Consider the following 17,120-nt stretch of genomic DNA (forward strand, 5'->3'; position numbering starts at 1 on the left):
CATCAACTCTATCTTTACAAGCCGAATATAATGAATGGTTTATTATCAACTATCAGTTTAAGAAAGAACGAGAAATACGCCAACGGGTAAAACTGATTTTAACGACCAGCATTCGCAATACGGTCATTTCCCTTCGAGCCAAACTTATTCTACGCATCAGTAATCAAGAGGGCCAAGTCGCCGGCAATAATTAATTAATGGACATCATAAACCCTCCCGCCAAGAGGGCTTCCTAAATCATCAATGAACAGGCTTCTTCCATTTCAGCGTTTTCTCAATAGAAGCAATCATTGAACCGGCCACATCAATTCCTGTGGCGGTTTCTATGCCTTCCAGCCCTGGTGATGAGTTCACTTCTAGAAGTAGTGGCCCCTTGCTTGACCGGATAATGTCTACACCAGCAACTTTCAGCCCCAAGGTTTTGGAAGCCTTGAGGGCAAGCTTTCTTTCCTCTGGAGTGATCTTCACAATTGCAGCAGTGCCGCCCTGATGAATATTGGCCCTGAATTCTCCAGCCGCGGCAGTCCTTTCAATTGAGGCTACAACTTTCCCATCAATCACAAAGCACCTCAGGTCTTTTCCCTCAGCCTCTTTAATAAACTCTTGCACAAGCAGGTTGGCTCTTAATGATTTAATGGCATTAATAACGCTCTCAGCTGCCTTCTTGGTTTCCGCGAGAACAACGCCTTTACCCTGAGTCCCCTCCAACAGCTTTACGATAAGGGGCGCCCCACCAACCATCTCAATCAAGTCATTAGTATCAATGGGTGAATTGGCAAAACCTGTTGTGGGGATATCCAGGCCACTTTTTTGCAAAAGCTGAAGCGAGAACAGCTTGTCTCTGGATGACGTGATGGCATCTGAGCCGTTCAGGGTGTGGACACCCAGACTTTCAAAATGCCGTGTTAAAGCACAACCATAAAAGGTTAAGCTGGGGCGAATACGGGGGATGACCGCATCCAAATCGTTGAGTATGCGCCCACCGCGGTAATGAACCTCTGGATTATCAGCATCCAGGCGCATGTAGCATTGCTTGATATTGAGAAAGAGCATTTCATGCCCTCTCTCCTCACCGGCCTCCATGATGCGTCGATTACTGTAGAGCTCTGGATTGCTGGCAAGAACACCGATCTTCAAACCACCCGCTGCTTGTTCTGTAATGCCATACAGTTGTGACACTTCAGTGGCTGCCATATCTCCCAGACAAAAACTGGCAGAAGGATCAACCAGCATTCGACCGCTCATGGCCTCTCTGCCGAGCAACATTCGATAACCCATGCTGTCGCGATTGGAAAGAGTTAATTCAACCTCCCATACATCACCCCCCATCTGCAAAGGGGCACTGATTACAAATCGCTTTTCTCTTGTGCCACTGGAGCTTTTAACGTATCGCCGATCAACCACAGGGCTTTCGCATCTGACCGTGGTTTTTCGATCATTCTGGATGGGGTGAATTTCGAAACTAACCCAAGATTCACCATTTCTTTTGAACGATTGAATATTGAAAGCATGCATGGACGAAGTCTTAGCACCAGAGTCCACTCGCGCTTTAATTGCAGGAATATTCAAACTGGGAAATGTGCACCATTCTTCACTGCCAACAATCAATTTGCTGTCGATCATAATTGTCATCTCAACAAAGGTGGGTGGAGTCTATCTAGGGCGGATCATATAAGAATTTATCGTGGGTGAATATCGCCTTTTGACAGAAATTCAAAGGGGTATTTCTTGCGATTTTAACTGCAGTAATCGACGTAATAATGGCACCTGATAGACATTGAATATTTCTATGAAAGCCGGTATTCCAACTGCACCATGCCGGAGCCATGCAGCCTGTGATTGACCAAGGTCAGTCGATGATCTGCCGACAACTCCGCAAACAGGGGGATGCCCTCACCCAACAGCAACGGCATCAGCGATACAGACACATTGGTCAGGCAATCGGCTTGCAGCAAGGCAGCGGCCAAACCACCGCCTCCCACACACCAGAGATGTTCAATCCCCATTTGCCGGGCACTATCACACACCGTTTGCGGATCGGTTTCAGGCTGCAGATTGCAGCCCGACATCGGACTTTGAGGCGTTGAAGAGCACACCCAAACCGGCTTTTCGCCGTAGGGCCACTCGCCGAAACTGACGATCATCTCATAGGTTTTACGCCCCATGATCAAGCCATCCACCGTTGCGTAAAACTCTTCGTAACCGCTCTCGTCCATGGAAATGCCAAGTTGATCCAACCATGACACATCGCCATCAGCCTTGGCGATAAAACCATCCAGACTGGCGGCCACATAATAGGTCACTTTCATGCAGACTCCTCAGAATCAACGAGGCGGCCTTCGGCCCTTGGCGCTTTTTTCCGGTGAGTATTTGTCCTGCATCTGGGAGGCCAAAAGATCAAACACTTCCGGCGAATTTCCACGCAGGGCCGCTTCCTGCCAGAGCTCAAGGTTCTGATTAATTTTTGAATTTTTGCTGACCCAGAGATAGGCATTGACTTCAGTCAGACGCATGCGCACAAAATCCTCCGGTCGCTTCCTCTCATTATAGGCGCCGTATTGCAGAACAGGTCGCAACCCAACAACACCTGCCACGCGCTTGGCCAGCAGCATTTTCACCAGCGGGTTGGAAGAGGATTGAATCAACAAGTCACTTTTGTGCAATATCGGTTGCCGCGCAAAGATACTGATCAGAGCAATCTGGGCATCGGGCAGATCGAGATTGGTGGTCATGGGCTGCTCGGGCAGGCTCCAGAGTTCCAGCGGCATCGCACCGACATGGGACAACATCACCGCGTGATCGAACAGCCTCGGGTCGTAGACGCCATAGATAAAATCAACCTCACCGGCCAACAGCTTGTGCAGTAAACGCTTGTCGGTGGCATCGCCGTAATGCAGTTGAATTGTCGGATCAACTTCTGCCACTAACCGCTGGGCCATCTCGTGGAAAATACCTTGAGCCTTGCCCTGATCATCAACCCAGCCCATGGGCGGCGTGTGGTACATCAGGTAACTCAGACTGGTGATTTTCTTATTGTCTGGTGCCGCTGCGTGAGCGATCGTGCCCAACACCATCAAGCAAACCATTAACCCATTTTTTATTATTTTTTTCAGGTCAGAACCCCTGCAGGATCTCATGCTACCTCTCCAATCCTACCCAACAATCAACTAAAGCAATAAACCAGAGCAATAGAGCCTATCAATCAGGCCAATGCCATTGGCTCTTATTTTTATCTTAGACTTGAAGCAGGGAAATAACATCTGCCCGCCCCAAAGTGACCGAACACTCTAATGCAGTCACAAATCAACCGCAAGTAGCGGCATAAACGTGGTGATCAGGCCAATACAAACCAGATTCAACACCAGTCCCACCCGCATCATCTGGCGCTGTTGAATCAACCCGGTACCAAACATAATGGCGTTGGGTGGGGTCGCCACCGGCAGCATAAAGGCGCAGGAAGCAGCCACGGCAATCGACAGTGACAGCAGCAGCGGCGACAGGCCGATCTGCGCCTCCGGCAGGGAATAGAAAATCGGGATAAACAACGCAGCACTGGCGGTATTACTGGATATCTCAGTGAGCAGAATCATCAAACCCACCGCCAGAGCCAGAAACAGGACAGCGGGCATACCGGCAAAGATGGCGACCAGCTGCTGCGCCAGATACTCGCTGCTGCCGGTGAGCGAAAGCACCCCGCTCAGGGCAATACCTCCGCCAAACAGCAACAGTACACCCCACTCGGTGTCCTGCTCAAACTGCTTCCAGTCCAGCAGCTTGCAGGCCAGCAACACCACCGCCCCCAATACTGCCACCAGGGCATCAAAGCCTTTATCGATGCCCAACAGCTGACTCAGTGGCTTGCTCAGTAACCAGCAGGTCACCACGCAGGCAAACACCAGCAACACACCTTTAGCCTGAGGCGTCCAGACAGTAATGTGGGGCAGCTCTTCGGTGAGCAATTCCTCCGATACCGGCCAACGGGGGCGTAACATCAGCCACAGCAGCATCAGTATGGCCGGCAGCAATACCATCACCATGGGAATTCCGATCTGCATCCATGAGGCAAAATCCAACCCCAGTATCGAGGCCGCAATGGCATTCGGCGGACTGCCCACCAATGTGCCGATGCCACCTATGTTGGCGCTGTAAGCCACCCCCAGCAACACAAACACAAAGGTCCCCGGGTGCTCATCCCAATCCAGCTTTTCCAGCAAGCCGAGCGCGATCGGCAGCATCATCACCGTGGTGGCGGTATTGCTGATCCACATGCTGGTCCAGGCGGTAACCAGAAACAGCAACAGCACCGCGATGCGCAAATTACCCCGGGACCAGCGAATTACCAGCAGCGCCAGCCACTGATCCAGACTGTGCTGGCGCATGGCGGCGGCCAGTGCAAAACCACCCAGAAACAAAAAAATGATGGGACTGGCAAAGCTGGAAAAAGCTTCCTTGACCGACATCAACCCCATAACGGCAGCGGCCACCGGCACCAACAGCGCCGTTGCAGTGATATGAATCGCCTCGGTCAGCCAGAGCGTGGCAATAAACGTCAGAATGGCCAGCCCCGCCGCCAGCCTGGGCTGTTGCGGGAACAAATGAAACACACCGGCCCCCGCCACAAAGGCGATAACCAGTAGGAGATATGAGCGCATGTTGGCAGAAAGATCTCTGTCTATTTAATGTCAGGATGCGCCCAATATAACCGAATCAGAATAAATCGTCAGACGCAAAACACCGACAACTGACGACTCATGCCCTGGGATTGTTCGGCGATATCGTTGCCGGCACGGGCCCCTTTCACCGACAGATCAAAGCCCATATCAATCAAACCATCAACCCGCTCAACGTTGCGCTGCATGGTGCTGAATGCTTCGATCTGGACTTCGGTAGCCGCCTGAATATCGCCGCTGGAACCGACAATGGTATTGAATATTTCCGTAATCTGCTGCAGGGCTGCGCCCGCCTGTTCCGCCTGCGACACGGAATTGAGGGTGGCATCCTCGGCCTGCTTCATCAAATCCGAGGAGGACTGAGTGCCGGCCTGAATCTTCTCGATGATTTCCTGAATTTCCTGAGTCGAACTGGCGGTGCGACTGGCCAGCTGACGAACCTCATCGGCCACCACGGCAAAACCGCGCCCCTGCTCACCGGCGCGTGCAGCCTCAATGGCGGCATTGAGGGCCAGCAGATTGGTCTGCTCGGCGATGGACTTGATCACATCCACCACCGTACCAATGGCTTCACTGCTGGCTCGCAATTCCGCCATACTGTCGGCAGTACTCTTGACGATGTGCTCTACCTGTAAGATCGCCTCAATGGTTTTCTGTACCGTGCTGTTACCATGGGCGGCAGTATCCTTGGCATCCAGCGTAATGCGGTTGGTGTCAGCCACTCCGGTAATCACCTGTTGGGCCGAATCGTTGGCCGCACCCATGCTGTCCATAAAGCGCTCCAGTTCCCGCTTCTGCTCTGACGACTGGGTTTCATTTTCCTGATTGACCTGCGCCAGCACCATGGCTTCACGCTCCAGAGAATCACCGCGCCCCTGCAACTCGCCGATCAATTCTGAGAGGGTCACCATCATGCGATCAAAACGGCGCCCCATATCACCGAACTCGTCCCCCTGAGGCATATCCATACGCAAGGTCAGGTTCTGGTTTTTTTCCACATCCGTAATCACAGCGAGCATGCGATCGACCCGGCGATTAATACCGGTGACCAACCACCAACCGAGACCAATGGAAATGATCGCCGACAACAGGGCAATGGCACCGAGCGCAATAAAACTTTGCCGGCGCAGATTCTTGGCTTCCAGTTGCGCCTCCAGTGCCAGTTGCTTGTGCAGACTTTTCAGCTGTTGCAGCAAGCCAATCATAGGCTCAACGCCGGGATACAACTGCAGATCCACAAACGAGCCCATGCTGTAACTGGATTTCTCTTCAATAAACCCCTGCAACTTATCAATGGTGGCGCTGGCAGAATCAAACGCCGCCTGATGTTCTGCAATCAGGGCTTGCTCCGTGTCACTCAAGTCACGATCGAGAAAAGCCTGCCAGCGAATATCCAGGGTTGCTCTGGCCTCATCAATCTGGGTTTTGGCTTCACCCCAGAACAGCATTTGGGCACGGGTTTTGTGGGCGAGATCCACCACCTGTCGGGAATAAATATCCGATAACTCGGTTAATTCCGTAATGGGGATCAATCGGTCTTCCGCAATTTGCGTGGTTTTGGTGGTCAGTTGATTGATTGAGTGGCTAACCCAAATCACAATCACCAGTCCCATCAGCAGCGGCAACCCAACCAACAGCAATAATTTATGTCTGACCTTCAACTGCACAGCTAAACCTCCCAAAGCAACCTGAAGTTATATCGCCGCATTATGTTTCACTGTTGTGAACTATTTATGACAGGCCAGACAACGGCGCTGGTCAGGCCAGCACCCGATTCAGGTCCGCCTGATCTTCAGCCCAGCCGGGAACCGCTCCGGATTCTCGCCAAAGGCGCCAAACCAACTCATCCATGTTGTTGCCATTGTCGCTGTTGAAATTCCCCTGCTGCAGCCACTCCACCAAGGCGGCGGAAACGTCCGGATAGACGACGCGGGAAGCCTGACCATTGGCCAGCCAATCGCGCAGGACGGCGTGATCGAAGGTGTCACAGACCGTCGCCAATCCCAGCTGCTGCAGAGCCAAACCATTGGAGAGCTGCTCCAGTTGACCGTGCACCGGCTGGACCAGCAATTTTTTACCAAGGCTGATGCTTTCGCTGGGCAGTTCGAAACCACCTCCGCAGATAACGCCGGCCACCCGCTGCAAATCATTCTGAAAACCCGCGCGGGAAAATGGCCGCACATGGATGTGCCCAATATCGATGGGTTCGTCTACTGAGTGATAAATAAAGAAATGATGATCACTGAAGGGCTCAACCAGACTGATCAGAAAATCCAGTGTCTGAAACGGAAAGTAAACCAGATAATGGTTATCCACGACCGCCTCGCCATCCCCATGATCCTGCTCAATCATCGGCGGCAGTATCCGGCCGTTGAAGTGCCCCCAGTGAACACCAACCGGCAGATCCACCGGCGCAAACCACTTCATGATCAGATCGGTGAAAAAATTATTGCCACGCTTGGGAATGTCGTAGTGAAACGCACACTGATGCGACAGCCCCAGTGATCGCTTGCCCTGGCGTCTGGCGGCCCAGGCAGTGACCGGTTCAAAGTCACTGATCACCAGATCGTAGGCACTTAAATCGAGCCCCGCGACATCCTTGAAGAACTGCCTGAGGTTCAGTTGTCGGGCGGTTTTCCAGGGTTTGATACTGCCCTTCTCGGACACATAGGTCAGCCCCTGCAACGTGCGGTAATTGCCGAAACACTCCATATCAAAGTAATCGGATTGCGGCCGACCGGTAAAGACCCAGTCAACTTCCACAGCGAATTTTTCGAAGGCCTTGGCCATGGTTCTGGCCCGGGTGATGTGGCCATTACCGGTTCCCTGAACGCCGTATAAAATTTTCATAAACACTCAAATACTGTGACAGACAAATAGCACTGCGCCCGATTCAAACCGGCCGCACATGGAATAACTGAGATCAAAGACTGGTGTAGAAAGCCAACCCCTGTGAGGCACTGAATACACCCAACACCATGCCGGCCAGAATGTCGCCGGGGTAGTGGACTCCCAGCAGCACCCGGGACAGGCCAATCAGTGCCGCCCAGACAAAGGCGATGACGCTGTAGGCCGGGTAAAACTGAAACACCATAAAGGCAAACACAAACGCCGCCGCCGTGTGACCGGAAGGAAAACTGAATTTATCGGAAGGTTTTATCAGGGCCGAAAAATCCGCAAGCTGTTCTTGAGGTCGCTCGCGTTTGATGCCGTTTTTCAGCACCAGATAGGCCGTCAGCTCAATACCATAGGCGCACAGGGTCGCCATAAAAAAAGGGGTACCCCTCTGCGGCTCAAGCCACAACAACAGCAGGCCAATGCCGACGTAGAGATAACCGTCACCGGTGCGGGAAACGCCCTTCACCAGCCGTTCAAAGTGATTACCGAGCCGGGTGTTCACCCAAACAAAAGCCCGGGAATCGAGATCATTCATTTTTTCCAGTATCAGTCCCATACCATGTATCCTAATAACGTCATGGTAGAAACTTTCGGGCACCACGATTGCCGTTTGGTTACCCTTTAATGAACATTCAATGACAGGGCCACCGAATAGTTACCCGGCAACAAACTAGCCGCGGTAATTCTGTTCCCGATATTCGGCCGGACTGATACCAGTCCACTGTTTGAAGGCCCGGGTAAAAGAAGCCGGCTCAACAAAACCCAGCAATTGACCGATCTCGGCCACCGACAGATTTTCATTAACCAGCTTGTCGATGGCAATGTCGCGGCGCAAACCGTCTTTGATGTTCTGGTAGCTGGTATTTTCAGCCTGCAACTTGCGCCGCAGGGTTTGCGGGCTGACACACAATTCCCGGGCCACCGAAATAAAATCCGGCAAGCCCAGACCCGCGCGCTGTTGCGTCAGCACCATGCCTTTGATTCGGGTGGTAAAGGTGTTATCCGTACCCGGGGTCACCAGCAAATCCGCCGGCGCATGCTTCAGGAACTCTTTCAGTTCTTCGTAACTGACGGCCACGGGCAGTGACAAATATTTTTTGGAAAAGCTGAAACCATTGCGACCGGCCTGAAAATGGTGGTCTGCATCAAACAGGCCTTTATAAAAAAACGAATGCTCCGGCTCGGGATAATCCCAGTAGAGATTGTTTACCAGCATTTTGGTATCCGTCAGCCAGCACAGCGTGCGATGAAACACCACCAGCATAAACTCGACCAGAAAGTGGTGGGTGTCGAAACTGTCATCGCTCAAGCCAAAGCGCATCTCCACTTCATCTTCGAGGATTTCCACCGACACCGAGATATCATCGCGGGTAATATTGTAATAGCGCACAATCTCTTTGAGCACCGCCCGCAAGGTATCCTGATGGTGAATGTAGCGCACCATCAGACTGTAATGGCCCTGTTTGCACGGTGTACCCGACAAGCCCATAAACTCGTCGTTGAGCAACGCCCAATTCTTGCGAATCAGGCTCAGGTATTGTTCAGAGCGCACCAGGCCACGGGGGTCATCCAATACCGCGACCGGGATACCCAGCTCGGCAAAAACCTCGGCGACATCGTATCCGGCCTTTTGCAATGGCTCACACAGCACCCTCAGAAAATGACTGGCGGTGGTGATAATTTCCGTATTGTCCACAGGTTCGTTTGCCATAAGGGCGGTACCGATTTGATTCAATGCTGGTGGGACAATTGTAATCAAAAATCCTTCCGGCCGCAGGAAGGATTTACCCTGAGCAACGATTCTTTACAGCAATCTTTGTGACCCCCAGGGCTAGACCGGTTCTGTTTCCGACTCGCTGTCATAGCTGGCGACACAGGCACGATCGCGCCCGGAATGCTTGGCGCGATACAGCGCCGTATCGGCCGCGTTGATAAAGTCAGACGCCGACTGCACCGGGCTCCACTGAGCCACGCCGGCACTGGAGGTAATGCCGATGACTTTGCCATCGATACAAATCTCCACTTCCCGAATGGCAGCCAACAGTCTCTGCGCCAACTCCAGGGCACCGATCAGCGGTGTATTGGGTAACAACAGACAGAACTCTTCACCGCCATAACGGGCGGCAATATCCGTCTGCCGGGCCAGACGTTCGATCTCTGCCGCAACCGCTTCCAGTACCTGATCGCCGACACCGTGACCGTAGTGATCATTGATGTGTTTGAAGTGATCCAGATCGAGCATCAGCAGTGACAGCGGTTCACCATAGCGCTGACTGCGACCGACCTCCCGATTCATCAACTCAATCAGGGTTCGATGGTTATAAAGCCCGGTCAGGCCGTCGTGCTGAGACTGATCCTCGTAATAATCCTTCAATTGCTGCAACTGTGCGGTGCGTTTTTCCACCATGGCCTGCAATCGGGTAACCGCCAGCCGCAAGCCAAAGAACAACAGCAACTCAATGATCACAAAACCGACCAGCGCAATCTGAATATTGGCCCGCAAATGCTCCCGGGTCAGTTCCACCTGCTGGGTAATGTCGGTCACAATCACCACGGCGCCGACAGAGTCTTCAACGGCATCAAGAGAGTCTTCAACGGCACCCAAAGAGCCTCCTCGCCCCTCAGCCCGGTGTTCACTGTAATAGTCAGACAGAGGAATCCGGATAATGGCGTACTCGCGCTCCTGATGCAGACGGCGGGTCACTGTCGGTCCATGCCCGTCAGCTGACAATCCCTGACAGGATTGCAGCACCTCAACCGCCAAAAGGGACGACGCGGCTTCCACAAAACAAGGCGAGCCCGGCAACAGACGTTTCAGTTTGGATTCGATAAACTCTGGCCACATAATGCCCTGAACGTGGTCTTCGTTCAGCAGCACCACACTCTCTACCCCGGCACGCTGTTTGAGCTTTTGCAGAACCGTTTTATATGAGGTACCTACCTCCAGCACCCCCACCAACTCCTGCTCCCCGGAGCGCTCGGCTACAATCGGTACCGTGCCTCTCAAACCGGAATAGACCCGGCCGGTTTCAAAACCGGTTTTGGATTGCTGATCGGCATAGGTATCGACAATGATGTGGCGAACATCGTCCATACGATCGCCAAACTTGCCGGGCTTGTGCACCCGCAGAAAACTCAGGGATCCCGGCCCCAGATGAAAGTGCAGCTGGCGCGCATCAAAGCGCTCCATCAGGTTATTCCAGCTCGGCGCCACCTTCTGATAAAGTCGTTGCCGCACCTCTGCCGCCTGCGCTCCGCCGGCGCCACCGCCCTCTTGCGCCACCGCATCACGACCCTGCAAAAACAACTGCTGCACCTCCCGATCACTGCCAATAAAACTGGCCAGTTGCAGCATGTTTTCATACACCAGTGACTGGGTCAGATTCAGAGAGCGCTCAAAGTTAACCGCCTGTTTGCGCAGACTGGTTTCAAGAGAATCCTGATCCGCACGATAGTTGATCGTGACAAAAATAAGATCACTGATGACGATGATGGCCGTTAAAATTAAAAACAGCCGCTTAATGCTTTTTTGCATGTACCAATACATCCCGGTGTTGCTGTGCAAGCATCCTGCTCGGTAGGGGCGCTCCCTGCCTACAATTTCAGTATGTGCCTGGCACAGGCACAAAAAAAGCCGCGTAACTCAAGAGTCACGCGGCTTTTTTCACTAGATTACGGCTTCTTGATCCAGATCAGATCAACTCAGCACAGAGCGGCTAATCAGCTCTTTCATAATCTCGGAAGTACCACCGTAGATGCGTTGAATACGGGCATCAACAAAAGCGCGGGATACACCGTATTCCTGCATGTAGCCATAGCCGCCGTGTAGCTGCAGACAGCCATCGGCAACGCGGCCCTGCATTTCGGTACAGGACAGTTTGGCCATGCTCACTGTCGCCACATCCAGATCGCCGGTCATAAAGTTGCGCAGACACTCGTCCACAAAGGCGCGATGGACGCGCACTTCGGTGGCCATCTCCGCCATCTTGAACTTGGTATTTTGCAATTTGGCAATTGGCGCACCAAAGGCCTGACGCTCATTGACGTAATCCTTGGTGAACGCCAGACAACCTTCAGAGGCCGCAACCGCACCAATCGCCAGTGCCAGACGCTCGCGCTGCAACTCGCCCATCAGCACCGCAAAACCGGCATCCAATTTACCCAGAATGGCGGATTCATGAACACGCACATCTTCAAAGAACAGCTCGGAAGTATCACTGGCGTGCAGACCGATTTTTTCCAGATTGCGACCGCGGGTTACGCCCGGAGCATTGGCGTCCACTAAGAACAGGGTGGTGCCCTTGGCGCCCGGCACGTCCAGATTGGTCTTGGTGACCAGAATGATCACATCGCAGTGTTGACCATTGGTGATAAAGGTCTTGCTGCCGTTGATCACATACTCATCGCCGTCTTTCTTGGCGGTGGTGCGCACACCCTGCAAGTCAGATCCGGCACCCGGCTCGGTCATGGCGATGGCACCAATGCACTCACCGGTAACCATTTTCGGCAAGTATTTCTGCTTCTGTTCTTCGCTGCCGTTGTTGAGAATGTAATGGGCACAAATGTCGGAGTGAACCATCATTGAGCCACCCAGCCCACCGAGATTGGCGCGACAGAATTCCTCGGCAACCACCATGGAAAACTCAAAGCTGGAACCAAAACCGCCGTACTCTTCCGGAATATCTACCGCCAGAAAGCCCTGCTCACCCAGCTGATTCCAAACTTCGCGGGGAACGATTTCAGCCTTTTCCCAGGCTTCGTAATTGGGCACGATCTGCTCGTCAACGTAGCGTTTGACGTTATCGCGAAACAGTTCCAGTTCACTGGCGTCTGCAAATTGAGTCATAACAACCTCTCTAAAAATTAAACCGCCACCAAAGCTTCACCCACCAGAGTCTGGGTGCCGTCAGCTTTAGCCGCCTGAATTTCACAACGAGCAATGGTTTCACCGTTTTGCTCGATCATTTCAACCACCTTGCCGGAGCAGGTAATCACATCCGCCAGCTGGGTAATCGCCGCAAATTTGTTGCTGAAGCGACGCAGCTTGGCCTGAGACTGCCAGTTGGTCAGCATGCGTCCCAGATACGCCATGGACAGCATGCCGTGGGCAAATACGTCTGGCATACCGGCTTTCTTGGCGAAGTCGATGTCGATATGAATCGGATTGTGGTCACCGGACGCACCGGCAAACAACGCCAGGGTGGTACGGTTGATGGGTGGCAATTCCAAAGACGGAATTTCAGTACCTACTCCAATCTTGTCTGAGCTCAAGGCTGTATCTGACATAACTAATACTCCGTAGAATCAATTGCGGTAAACGATGGTTTGCTGGGCTTTGCCCACCAACTCACCGTCTTGATTGGTGTAGGCGCTTTCCAGCACGATAAACTCCAGTGCGCCGCCTTTCTTGTCGAACATATCCAGAATCTTGCTGGTCTGGGTAATGGTGTCGCCGGCGTAGATCTGGCCGATGTATTCGAAGTCCTGGGCACCGTGCAACACGCGGCCCAGATCCATTTCCAACAGGCTCAGCATGGGCAGGAATTCAGGCGCATCCAGATCCACCGACATCATAAACGTCGGCGGCGCAGGCAGTGCTTTAAAACCGGCTGCGCGAGCGGCCTCTTCGTCGGTGTAAACCGGGTTGGTTTCACCAATGGCCTTGGCAAAAAACTTCAGGCGACCCTTTTCAATATCCACGGAAAACGAGGGAAACTCGTGACCGATTTTGCTGCGATCTAACATAATCAAAATTCTCTAATTCCGGGTCATTGCGAAGAATGAAATGATGAAGCAATCTCCTGACGGATAGTCCTGATACAAAAGATTGCTTCGTGGATCGCAATGACGAATTAATCGATAGACTTAAACTGCCTTGTACATGGTGACAACCGCTGCACCACCCAGACCCAGGTTGTGCTGCAGCGCCACTTTGGCACCTTGAACCTGACGCTTGTCAGCGGTACCGCGCAGCTGATGAACCAGCTCGTAGCACTGAGCCAGACCGGTGGCACCCAGCGGGTGGCCCTTGGACATCAGACCACCGGACGGGTTAACCACAAACTTACCGCCGTAGGTGTTGTCGCCGTCAGCAACAAACTTAGTGGCTTCACCTTCGCCACACAGGCCCAGACCTTCGTAGGTGATAACTTCGTTGGTGGTAAAGCAATCGTGCAGTTCAACCACGTCAACTTCTTCCACGCCGATACCGGCCTGCTCGGTTACTGAAGCAATAGCGCGCTGGGTCATACCGGCACCGACCAAGGCAATGGGATCAACCCAGGTATCAGGAGTATCGGTAGTCATGGCCTGACCCACGATCTCAACACCGTTGCTGATGCCGTGTTTCTTGGCGAAAGCTTCGCTGACAATTACCGCAGCACCGGCACCACAGGTAGGCGGACAGCACATAAAGCGGGTCAGGTAGTCCATGTAAACCACTTTCGCGTCCAGTACTTCCTGCTCGGTCAGCGGTGTGTTCAGCAGCGAGTAGGGATTGTTCAGAGCGTGGTTACGGGTCTTAACGGAAACCTTGGCGAACAGATCGGAAGTGGCACCGTACTTTTCCATATAGTAGTGACCGGCGGCACCGAAGCAGCGCAATGCCAGAGGCGCATCCGGGTAGCCTTTGTCATCCAGTACTTTCAGGAAACCATCAAACGGTGACTCGCGATCGTCCCAGTGAGAACCCAGCGCACCGGGCTGCATTTCTTCAAAACCAAACGCCAAAGCACACTCAACCGCACCGGACTGCACCGCCTGACGGGCCAGGAACAGTGCAGAAGAACCGGTAGAACAGTTGTTGTTGACGTTTACAAACGGCATGCCCACCTGAAAAGCATCGTACAGGGCGTGCTGGCCACAACAGGAGTCACCGTAAACGTAACCACCGAAGGCCTGCTCAATCAGTTTGGGATCGATACCGGCTTCCTTTACAGCACCTTTAATAGCCGTGGACGCCATCACGCGATACGGCTCGGACTGACCCGGCTTGGCGAATTTGACCATATCGACGCCGGCAACAATTGCTTTACTCATTTCCAATCTCCTGTCTTGAGAAACTTGGCCCGGGGTTATCCCGCAGCGATGGCAACACTATGCGCCAGCGTCGAAATGGAATGAATGTGCGGAAATAACAAGCGACTTGTCGAATTTGCTCGTTTTAAAAAGCTGATACATTTAGACAATTTCAAAGGTAATACCAGAACATTCCCTCCCTGTTTAACTCCATGCAGAATGGCCTCGTTCTAACCGGCAAGCCCAATGGCGCCGGTATTAATTCGCAAATATTCCCCAGAAAATCGAAGGAGATCAGGATGGAATTGCAAGGTAAGGTTGTTGCCATCACCGGTGGTGGTAAAGGTATTGGTCGTTCTATTGCGGTACGTCTGGCCAAGCAAGGGGTCAAACTGGCGCTGCTGGATTTGGACGATGCCGCCATGGCTGAAACCGTTCAGCTGGTTGCTGACGCCGGTTCTGAAGCACGCCCGTACAACTGTAACGTTGCTGACGAAGCCACTGTTGAAGCCACCTTTAATCAGATCGTTGCCGATTTCGGCGCCATCCACGGTCTGGTAAACAACGCTGGCATTTTGCGTGACGCCACTCTGATCAAGGTAAAAGACGGCAAGGTCGTTAAGAAAATGACTGGCGACAACTACAGCCTGGTGGTTGACGTTCACATGAAAGGCGCCTTCCTGTGTGCCCGTGAAGCCGCTGCCCACATGGTAGAAGGTGGTGTGGAAGAAGGCGTTATCATCAATATGGCCTCCATCGCTTATCACGGCAACTTCGGCCAATCCAACTACTCCGCCGCCAAAGCCGGTATCGTTGCTCAGAGCAAAGTATGGGCGAAAGAGCTGGGTCGCTATAACATCCGCTCCATGGCCATTGCTCCAGGCACCATCGAGACCGACCTGCTGCGCACCATGCCTCCGGAGGCACTGGACAAGCTCGCTGCCATGGTTCCCCTCAAGCGCATCGGTGACGTGGACAACATCGCCCAGACCGTGCAGCACATTCTGGAAAACAATTACCTGTCCGGCGATGTGATTGAAGTATCCGGTGCTGTGACTCTGTAACCGAGTCCCTTACCTGAGCACTCTCGGTTGCTTGCCATTCGACTGTTTGCCATCGACCGAGAAACCAAAGGCGCACGCTTCAACGTGCGCCTTTTTTATTTACAGGGATGTAATGGCAGTTATTTGCTCCTGCAATAACTGCACTTCCACCATCCATGGTGGTCGTATCTCGCGAGAGGCAGGAAGCCGGCAGCGACGATTCCCTCAGTGGCAACAGCAACCGATATCAGGCGCTGGTTCCAAGCTCGTGACTGTCGTCGGCCCCGATCTGCTTTTCAAAGGCATTCAGTCGCTTATAGATCGACATCAGCTCGACGATCGTAGCCCAGGAATGCACCAGATACTGGAAGGAATCCTCCACCTTGCTGAACGCCCGAATCACTTGTTGCAGCACACCCAGGGTGATGGCACCGGCGACAATGGTGGGCGCCATCGCAATGTAGGGAATGATCACCGAGAACTGAATGTAGGACCACTTGGCGATATCGAAATACAGGTAATGCTTGTAGAGGTTGAAGTAATTCTTGCGAACATTGCCATAGAGCTCGCGAACTGTGGGAGGATCGGCACGATTGGCCTGATCTTCACCGAGCACCAGTTCTTTGCGGTACGCCGCCTCCACCATCTGGTTCTTGAATTCCAAACCGGGCAACTTGATGCCGACAATGGCCAGCAGCACCGTGCCAAAGGTGGCCGATACGATGGCCACAAACACCAGCGCCTGATCCACGGCACCAATCCAGGGCAGCTCCGTCACATGTTCACTGAGCCCCCACAGGATGGGCAAAAAGGCAATGAGGGTCATCACCGAGCGAATAAAGGCCACGCCCAGCCCCTCCATGATTTTGGCAAACCGCATGGTGTCTTCCTGCACCCGCTGCGCGGCGCCTTCAATATGCCGAATTCCGGGCCAATTTTGCATATAGTAATCGTTCATGGCGGTACGCCAGCGGAACACATAGTGACGAATGTAGAACTCCAGAATCACCGCCACCACGATGTAGGTACCGGCAATACCGGCAAAGGTGAGCAGATAACCCAGAAATTCCTCAAAGGTCACGACGCCGGGCTCCGTCAGCGCCTTTTGAATGGTGTCGTAGAAGCCACCGAACCACTCATTGATTTTGACGTCCAACTGCACCTTGTACCAGGTCACACCGAAAATGATGATGGTGCCGAGCAAAGACCAGTGGAGCCATTTTTTATTCAGAAAGAAGGATTTAAACATCGGGGAAGTTCTTATTTATAATTCCATGGGGTTTATTGATCACGCTATTGCAATACCTGCCCCGCCAACCATAACAAATTTTCCCTGATATTTAAGGATTCTCAGCAAGCCCTGCTTAACCGGGAAACATTCAACTCAGGCGTTTTTTAAATAACAACGGCCTTCCACCTTGCCAACAGTCCATAGGGCATGGCAGGTGCTATGCTAAAGTTTCTGAAACAGCGCGAGCAACACTTTCCATCT

Annotated in this window: 15 protein-coding genes and 1 pseudogene; 1 reads left to right on the forward strand and 15 read right to left on the reverse strand. The window is 52.8% G+C overall.

All coding sequences use genetic code 11. From position 1 onward, the window contains the following. Positions 1–240: 240 nt before the first annotated feature. The 14 genes and pseudogenes from rimK to ACPXV9_RS00285 form a co-directional block, all read right to left on the reverse strand. Entirely contained in the window at positions 241–1,137 is an 897-nt protein-coding gene (rimK, locus tag ACPXV9_RS00220; protein ID WP_423894310.1) for a 30S ribosomal protein S6--L-glutamate ligase, read from the reverse strand. Positions 1,138–1,218: 81 nt separating this feature from the next. Continuing rightward, positions 1,219–1,632: pseudogene (locus tag ACPXV9_RS00225) on the reverse strand (ATP-dependent zinc protease); the annotation flags it as partial. Between the two features lie 155 nt (positions 1,633–1,787). Then, complete coding sequence (locus ACPXV9_RS00230; protein ID WP_423893655.1) at positions 1,788–2,309, reverse strand: dihydrofolate reductase family protein; 522 nt, start codon at positions 2,307–2,309, stop codon at positions 1,788–1,790. A gap of 15 nt (positions 2,310–2,324) precedes the next feature. Further along, complete coding sequence (locus ACPXV9_RS00235) at positions 2,325–3,074, reverse strand: hypothetical protein (RefSeq protein ID WP_423893656.1); 750 nt, start codon at positions 3,072–3,074, stop codon at positions 2,325–2,327. A 222-nt stretch (positions 3,075–3,296) separates the two neighbouring features. Then, positions 3,297–4,652: an SLC13 family permease gene (locus ACPXV9_RS00240; protein ID WP_423893657.1), complete on the reverse strand. Its 1,356-nt coding sequence runs from the start codon at positions 4,650–4,652 to the stop codon at positions 3,297–3,299. Between the two features lie 68 nt (positions 4,653–4,720). Beyond that, positions 4,721–6,337, reverse strand: a complete 1,617-nt coding sequence (locus tag ACPXV9_RS00245; protein ID WP_423893658.1) for a methyl-accepting chemotaxis protein — start codon at positions 6,335–6,337, stop codon at positions 4,721–4,723. 91 nt (positions 6,338–6,428) lie between these two features. Further along, complete coding sequence (locus ACPXV9_RS00250; protein WP_423893659.1) at positions 6,429–7,520, reverse strand: MJ1255/VC2487 family glycosyltransferase; 1,092 nt, start codon at positions 7,518–7,520, stop codon at positions 6,429–6,431. 73 nt (positions 7,521–7,593) lie between these two features. Then, entirely contained in the window at positions 7,594–8,124 is a 531-nt protein-coding gene (locus ACPXV9_RS00255; protein WP_423893660.1) for a phosphatase PAP2 family protein, read from the reverse strand. Positions 8,125–8,238: 114 nt separating this feature from the next. Continuing rightward, the gene (locus ACPXV9_RS00260; protein WP_423893661.1) at positions 8,239–9,279 is read right to left on the reverse strand and encodes an AraC family transcriptional regulator; all 1,041 of its coding nucleotides are present in this window, start codon (positions 9,277–9,279) and stop codon (positions 8,239–8,241) included. Positions 9,280–9,399: 120 nt separating this feature from the next. Continuing rightward, positions 9,400–11,103, reverse strand: a complete 1,704-nt coding sequence (locus ACPXV9_RS00265) for a diguanylate cyclase (RefSeq protein ID WP_423893662.1) — start codon at positions 11,101–11,103, stop codon at positions 9,400–9,402. A 162-nt stretch (positions 11,104–11,265) separates the two neighbouring features. Beyond that, positions 11,266–12,414: an acyl-CoA dehydrogenase family protein gene (locus ACPXV9_RS00270; RefSeq protein ID WP_423893663.1), complete on the reverse strand. Its 1,149-nt coding sequence runs from the start codon at positions 12,412–12,414 to the stop codon at positions 11,266–11,268. 17 nt (positions 12,415–12,431) lie between these two features. Further along, positions 12,432–12,854, reverse strand: a complete 423-nt coding sequence (locus ACPXV9_RS00275) for a MaoC family dehydratase (protein WP_423893664.1) — start codon at positions 12,852–12,854, stop codon at positions 12,432–12,434. Positions 12,855–12,872: 18 nt separating this feature from the next. Then, entirely contained in the window at positions 12,873–13,313 is a 441-nt protein-coding gene (locus tag ACPXV9_RS00280; protein WP_423893665.1) for a MaoC family dehydratase N-terminal domain-containing protein, read from the reverse strand. Positions 13,314–13,433: 120 nt separating this feature from the next. Continuing rightward, on the reverse strand, positions 13,434–14,606 hold the full coding sequence (locus tag ACPXV9_RS00285) for a lipid-transfer protein (RefSeq protein ID WP_423893666.1): 1,173 nt from the start codon (positions 14,604–14,606) through the stop codon (positions 13,434–13,436). 278 nt (positions 14,607–14,884) lie between these two features. On the opposite strand from ACPXV9_RS00285, the gene ACPXV9_RS00290 reads away from it, so the two are divergent. Beyond that, positions 14,885–15,649, forward strand: a complete 765-nt coding sequence (locus tag ACPXV9_RS00290; RefSeq protein WP_423893667.1) for an SDR family oxidoreductase — start codon at positions 14,885–14,887, stop codon at positions 15,647–15,649. A 226-nt stretch (positions 15,650–15,875) separates the two neighbouring features. Here the strand turns inward: ACPXV9_RS00290 and sbmA are convergent, their stop codons facing one another. Next, positions 15,876–16,877 (reverse strand): peptide antibiotic transporter SbmA, encoded by a 1,002-nt coding sequence (gene sbmA, locus ACPXV9_RS00295; protein WP_423893668.1) that lies wholly within the window; start codon positions 16,875–16,877, stop codon positions 15,876–15,878. Between the last annotated feature and the right edge of the window lie 243 nt (positions 16,878–17,120).

Origin of the sequence: Candidatus Pelagadaptatus aseana, from assembly GCF_040362265.1 — a bacterium.
Lineage (GTDB): Bacteria > Pseudomonadota > Gammaproteobacteria > Pseudomonadales > Cellvibrionaceae > Pelagadaptatus > Pelagadaptatus aseana.